General features: G+C 64.6%; 3 protein-coding genes and 1 pseudogene. 1 reads left to right on the forward strand and 3 read right to left on the reverse strand.

Annotated features, from left to right (window positions below; genetic code table 11):
- Positions 1-32 precede the first annotated feature (32 nt).
- From HLUSI_RS0118600 to HLUSI_RS0118610, 3 genes and pseudogenes are all read right to left on the reverse strand, one after another.
- The gene (locus HLUSI_RS0118600; RefSeq protein WP_016835384.1) at positions 33-1,463 is read right to left on the reverse strand and encodes an efflux transporter outer membrane subunit; all 1,431 of its coding nucleotides are present in this window, start codon (positions 1,461-1,463) and stop codon (positions 33-35) included.
- A pseudogene (locus HLUSI_RS29530) lies at positions 1,463-2,703 on the reverse strand (efflux RND transporter periplasmic adaptor subunit). Before HLUSI_RS29530 ends, HLUSI_RS0118600 begins: the two are co-directional and overlap by 1 nt.
- Positions 2,704-2,719: 16 nt before the next feature.
- Complete coding sequence (locus tag HLUSI_RS0118610) at positions 2,720-5,938, reverse strand: efflux RND transporter permease subunit (RefSeq protein ID WP_029363748.1); 3,219 nt, start codon at positions 5,936-5,938, stop codon at positions 2,720-2,722.
- A 176-nt stretch (positions 5,939-6,114) separates the two neighbouring features.
- Between HLUSI_RS0118610 and HLUSI_RS0118615 the strand changes: the two genes are divergently transcribed.
- A partial coding sequence (locus HLUSI_RS0118615) for an oxygenase MpaB family protein (protein ID WP_016835386.1) occupies positions 6,115-6,470 on the forward strand: 356 nt, incomplete at its 3' end.

Consider the following 6,470-nt stretch of genomic DNA (forward strand, 5'->3'; position numbering starts at 1 on the left):
CCCCGTTTTTTTAATCGTCTTTTCTCGTTCAGCTATTTCCGCGCGACCTGCGCATCCGGCCAGTCGCCGCCCAATGCCTTGATCAGGAACACCGACGTCAGCATGCGTTGCCCGAGCAATTGCGCCGCCTGGCGTTCGCTGTTGAGCAGCGACTGCTGCGCCGAAATAACGTCGAGGTAAGTCGAGACGCCGCCTTCGTAGCGGCTGTTTGCAAGGTCGAGCACGCGCCGTGCGCTGACGATGGCCGCTTGCGCTTGCGTGTAGGCGCGGTCCAGTGCGGCGACGCCGGTGATGCCGTCTTCCACTTCCTGCATCGCGGTCAGCACCACGCGCCGGTAAGAGGCCACCGATGCTGCATAGCCGCCCTTGGCGAAGTCGACGTTGGCGCTGACGCGACCGCCGTCGAAAATCGTCTGCGCCAGCGATACGCCGAGCGACCATACCACGCTGGGCGCATTGAACAAGGTGTCGATGTTGCGGCTGTCGACGCCGTACGACGGCGCCAGCATGATGCTCGGATAAAACGCCGCCTTGGCCACGCCGATCTGCGCATTGGCGGCGGCCATCGCGCGTTCCGCCGAAGCGATGTCGGGACGGCGCTCCAGCAGGTCCGAGGGCACGCCCAGCGGCACTGCCGGCGGCGTCATCGGCACCAGTTCCGGCGCCAGCGAAAACAGCGGCGCCGGCGTGCCGACCAGAGTGGCGATCGCGTGCTGATATTGCGCGCGCGATTTGCGCAGCACGTCGACCTGGGTCAGCGTGGTGTCGAGCAGCGCCTGCTGCTGGGCCACGTCGAGGCCGGAGGTGGCGCCCAGATCATGGCGTGAAGTCGCCAGTTCCAGCGCCTTGCGTTGCAATGCAATCGAACGCGACAGTACGTCGAGTTCGACATCCAGTTCGCGCAGGTTGAAATAGTTGGTCGCCAGTTCTGCCGTGAGCAGCAGGCGGGTGTTTTCCAGGTCGGCGGCGGACTGCTCGGCCGCCGCGCCGGCCGCCTCCACCGAGCGCTGTACCCGCCCGAAGAAGTCCACCTCGTAGCTCACGCTGGCGCCCAGCGCGAAATCATTCTGGACCGTGGAAAAGTTGGGCGAATTGTAATTCGTCAGAGGGCGATTGCCGGCGATGCGCAGACGCGACGTCCGCGTGCTGACGCCGACCTGCGGATACATGCCGGCCGAGGCGACGTTGGCCGAGGCGCGCGCTTGCGTCAGACGAGCGGCGGCGATGGCAAGGGTCTGGTTGCCGTCGATCGCCTGCTGCTGCAAGGCGTTCAACTTCGCATCGCCGAAGCGTTCCCACCACGGGCCTTTTGCTTGCTCATCAGCCGGCGTGCCTTGCCGCCACGGCGCGTCGAGCTGCCAGGTCACCGGCATGTCGACGTCGGGCTTGCGGTAGTCGGGACCGACGGCGCAACCGGCCAGCGTAGCAGCCACGGCAACTGCGGTCACGAGTGGACGCAACATCACGACTTGGCCTTTTCTGTAGCCGGCTTGCCGTCTTTATCCTTGTCCTTCGGTGCGGCGGTCTCGGCCGCCACCGAAACTTCATCGCCTTCGGCCACGGAGTCCGACGGATTGAGGATCAGGCGTTCGTCGCCGTTGATGCCTTCCAGCACTTCGACGCTCTGGCCGAAATTGCGGCCGAGCTGCACGCGCTTGAGACGGATCTTGTTGCCGGCATCGACCGCCGCCACCATCGCGCCGTCACGGCGGAACAGCAAGACGTCGGTGGAGACCACCAGCGCGCCGCTCGGCTTGAGCGGCAAGGCCACCTGCACGAATGCGCCCGGCATCAGTGCGCCGTCGGGATTGGGCAGCGACACTTCGACCTGCATGGTGCGCGTGGTGGTGTCGATCGAGGCGGCGGTGCGCGCCACCTTGCCCTCGAACTTGCGACCGCGCAGCTCGGACTGGGTCACCGTGACCTGCTGGCCCGGCTTGACCAGATTGGCATAGGACTGCGGCACATTGACATAGACCCGCAGCGGGTCTGTCTGAGACAACACGAACAGCGCCCGTCCGGCACCCGGATCGATCAGGTCGCCCACATCCACATTGCGGCGGGTGATGATGCCCGAGAAGGGCGCCACGATGCGCTTGAAGCCTTCCACCTGGCGCAGGCGCTCGACGTTGGCGTCGGCGGCGGCAAGGTTGGACCGCGCCTGCGAATAAGCGCTGCGGCGTTCATCGAGCTCCTGTTGCGAAACGGCGTCCTTCTTGCGCAATGCTTCCCAGCGATCGACCGTGCTCTTGGCCAGCTCGAGACTGGAAGCGGCTTGCTGGCGCGCGGCCACGGCCTGCGACAGTTGCTGGTCGATTTCCGGCGTGTCGAGTTCAGCCAGCAGTTCGCCCTTTTCGACGCGGGCGCCGATATCCTTGTGCCAGCGTTTCAGGTAGCCGAAATCGGCGACTGCACGTAGCCCTGCAAGGTCCCGGGCAGCGACAGCGTCTGGGTCGCGTCGCTGCTTTTCGCAATGGCGGTCTTGACGTATTGCTTGGCGCGCTCGGTGGTGCCGGCTTGCAGTTCGCGTGCGTTGAACACGCGACTGATCACGGTACGCGCGGCGCCGACGGCCAGCAACACCAGCACGACGATGACAATGAGGCGCGTGCGGCGCACGATCTGCTGGCGCTTCAACAGCTCTCCAGCCTCGCCCGGATCGAGGGGATGGATGCCGAGTTGGGAATGACGTTCTTGCGACATTGCTTCAAATCTCCTGTTACGGCTGCTGAGGCTGAGGCGGCTGGTCGGCCGGTCCGCGCCCGTCTTGCCGGCGCGCTTCTTTGCGGCGCGCCAGTCGTTGGTGAACGCCCGCGAAAACCACGGGAACGAAGAATAAAGTGGAGACGGTGGCGAAGATCAGGCCGCCGATCACGGCGCGCCCGAGCGGTGCATTCTGTTCTGCGCCTTCGCCCAGGCCGAGCGCCATCGGGATCATGCCGATGATCATGGCCAGCGCTGTCATGAGCACCGGACGGATGCGGGTGGAGCCTGCCTCCAGCGCAGCGGCCAGCGGTGTGGCGCCCTCTTCGCGGCGCTGGCGCGCAAAGGCGACGATGAGGATGCTGTTGGCCGTGGCCACGCCCATGGTCATGATGGCCCCGGTCAGGGCGGGCACCGACAGCGTGGTGCCGGTGATGAAGAGCATCCAGGCAATGCCTGCCAGCGCCGCCGGCAGGGCGGCGATGATGATGGCCGCATCGATCCACGACTGGAAGTTCACCACCACCAGCAGGTAGACCAGCACGATGGCCATGGCCAGTCCCACGCCCAGGCCGGTGAAGGAAGACTGCATGGTTTCCACCTGGCCGCGGATGACTACCTGGCTGCCGCGCGCCAGCTTGGGCTTGATCTGTTCCACCAGGGCGCTCACCTTGCCGGCCACGCTGGCCAGGTCGGTTCCCTGCACGCTGACATAGACATCGATGGCCGGCGCGATGTTGTAGCGCGAGGCCACCGCCATCTGGCGACCGGCGTGCACATCGACCAGGTTGCCCAGCAACTGCGGCGGCGTGGTGCTGGCGTTGGCCCCTGGACTCACGGGAATATTGAGCAGGGCGTCCAGCGAATCCACCTGGTATTGCGGCGACTGCACGGCGATGTTGTAGACCACGCCATTGTTGGGATTGAGCCAGAAGGCCGGCTGCGTCTGCGAACTGCCGGCCAGCGCGATCAGCAGGTTCTGGCCGACGTTGGCGGCGGACAGGCCGAACTGCTGCAAGCGCGTACGATCCATCTGCATGTCCAGCGCCGGACCGTCGAGGCGCTGATGCACGTGGGCGTCGACCGCGCCGGGGATCTGGCGGATCTGCTTGGTCAGTTGCGCGGCCAGCTCGGCGTTCTGCTGCAGGTTGGGGCCGGTGAACTGCACGTCGATCGCGGCTGGCAGACCGAAGTTCAGGATCTGCGTGACGATGTCGGCCGGCTGGAAGAAGAACTCGATGCCGGGGAAGCGCTTGGGCAATTCGGCGCGCAGCATGCTGACCAGTTGCTCCGTGGGCCGGTGGTCTTCATGCAGCGACATCAGGATTTCACCGTCGAGCGTGCCGATGGTGCCGGCGTTGCTGTACGAAAGATTGATGCCGCTGTTGGGAACACCGATGTTGTCGAGGATGGTTTCCAGCTCGTGGGCCGGGATCATTTCGCGAATGGCGGCTTCAACCTGGTCGGCGGCGCGCGCGGTTTCCTCGATGCGGGTGCCGGTCGGCATGCGCATGTGCAGGCGGATCTGGCCGCCGTCGACGTTGGGGAAGAAGTCGCGGCCGAGGAACGGATACAGCAGGCAGGACAAGACGCAGAAACCGAGGAAGGCCAGCGCGAAACGACGGCGGTGCGACAGCAGCGACGACAGCACCAGCGTGTAGGCGCGGCGCACGTGTTCGAAGCGACTGTCGAAGCCGCGGTACAAACGCTGCAACAGGCTGGTCTTGCCGCCACTGTTTCCACCCTCCGCTCCGTGGACGCCGCCCATCAGCAGCATCACCAGCGTCGGCACCAGCGTGCGCGAGAGGATATACGACGCCGCCATCGCGAACACCACCGCTTCGGCCAGCGGCACGAACAGGAAGCGCGCCACGCCCGACAGGAAGAACATCGGCACGAACACGATACAGATACATACGGTCGAGACGAAGGCCGGCACGCCGATTTCGCCGGCGCCGACAATGATGGCGTCATGCAATGGCTTGCCCATGTGCATGTGGCGCTCGATGTTCTCGATGGTGACAATGGCCTGGTCCACCAGGATGCCCACCGACAGCGCCAGCCCGCCCAGGGTCATGAGGTTCAGTGTCTCGCCCAGCGCCGCCAGGATCAGGATGGCCGCCATGATGGACAGCGGAATGGTCAGGCCGATGATGAGCGTGCTGCGCCAGTTGCCCAGGAACAGCAGCACCATCGCAGCGGTCAGGCCGGCGGCGATGAGGGCCTCGCTGATGACGCCGGTGACGGCCGCCTTGACGAACAGCGACTGGTCGAACAGCGGCGTGATCTTGACGTCGGAGGGCATGGTCTGCTGCGCTTGCGGCAGCAGCGCACGCAGGTTGTTGACGATGTCCAGCGTGGAGGCGCCGCCGTTCTTCAACACCGACAACAGGACGCCGCGCACGCCGTCCTGGCGCACCACGTTGGTCTGCGGCGAAAAGCCGTCGCGTACGTAGGCGACGTCGCGCAGATAGGTGGTGGCGCCGTTGCTGGTGCGCACCGGCAGGTCGTTGAGGCCGGCCACGGCTTCCGGCGAGCCGTTCATCTTGACGGTGTATTCAGTGCCGCCAAACTTGGCGGTGCCGGACGGCAGGATCAGGTTTTGCGTGTTGACCGCGTTGACCACGTCGACCGGCGACAGGCCGCGCGCCTGCAATGCCTGGGTATCCAGGTCGACCGAGATCAAACGCGTCTTGCCGCCGTAAGGGAACGGCACGGCCACGCCGGGAATCGTGATCAGCTGCGGACGCAGCGTATTGATCGCGGCGTCGAACAGCGATTGCTCAGGCAGCGTCGGGCTCGACAGCGCCAATTGCATCACCGGAATACTGGAGGCGGAATACTTGATCACCAGCGGCGGCGTGATGCCGGGCGGCAGCTGGCGCAGTTGCGACTGCACCGAGGCGACCGTCTGTGCAATGGCGTTCTGGATGTTGGCGGTCGGCTGGAAGAACACCTTGATCACGGCCACGCCGGCCAGCGATTGCGATTCGATGTGTTCGATGTCGCTGACCACGGTGGTCAGGCCGCGCTCATTCTGGGAGGCGATGCGCTGGCCCATTTCCTGGGCGGACAGGCCGTTGTAGTTCCAGATGATGCTGATGACCGGGATATTGATTTCCGGGAAAATGTCCGTGGCCATTTTCATGAGGACGAGCGGCGTCGACAGCACGATCAGCATCGCCATCACAATAAAGGTGTAAGGGCGACGCAGCGCCAACTCGACCATTGACATGTACTTTGGTTCCCTGAAATAAGACTTTTATTATACTCAGAATAATTTGCCTGAAAGCTACTACTCTTGGGCTATCCAGCCCTTTTCTGCTTATTTGCCACGCTTCTGCAGCTCACTGACAAAAGCTTTACCATGACATCCGCCTTACCATGACATCCCGTCCTGCGAGAAACCCCATGGAAGCCCTGCGCACCCGTATCGAAGCCAGCGTCATCAGCATCAGCCGCCCGCCCGGCAGCCCGGACTTCCGGCTGCCCAAGGGCGACCCCGGCCTGTTCGGTCCGGATTCGGCCTGCTGGCAGGTACATAGCGACTTCACTTCGATGCTGATCGGCGGCATCGGTGCTCTGTTATTGCAGATGCTGCACCCGCTGCCGCTGGCGGGCGTGTGGGATCATTCCACATTTCAGCAAGACATGCTTGGCCGCTTGCGCGGCACCGCGCAGTTTATCGCGGGAACCACGTTCGGCAGCAGCGCCGACGCCGCCCGCCTGATCGAACGCGTGCGCCGCATCCACGCCGGCGTACGCGC

Source organism: Herbaspirillum lusitanum P6-12 (assembly GCF_000256565.1).
GTDB lineage: Bacteria > Pseudomonadota > Gammaproteobacteria > Burkholderiales > Burkholderiaceae_D > Herbaspirillum > Herbaspirillum lusitanum.

Coding starts and splice junctions, on each gene's coding strand:
- HLUSI_RS0118600 (WP_016835384.1), bottom strand. CDS start 1,463: ATGTTGCGTCCACTCGTGACCGCAGTTGCCGTGGCTGCTACGCTGGCC.
- HLUSI_RS0118610 (WP_029363748.1), bottom strand. CDS start 5,938: ATGTCAATGGTCGAGTTGGCGCTGCGTCGCCCTTACACCTTTATTGTG.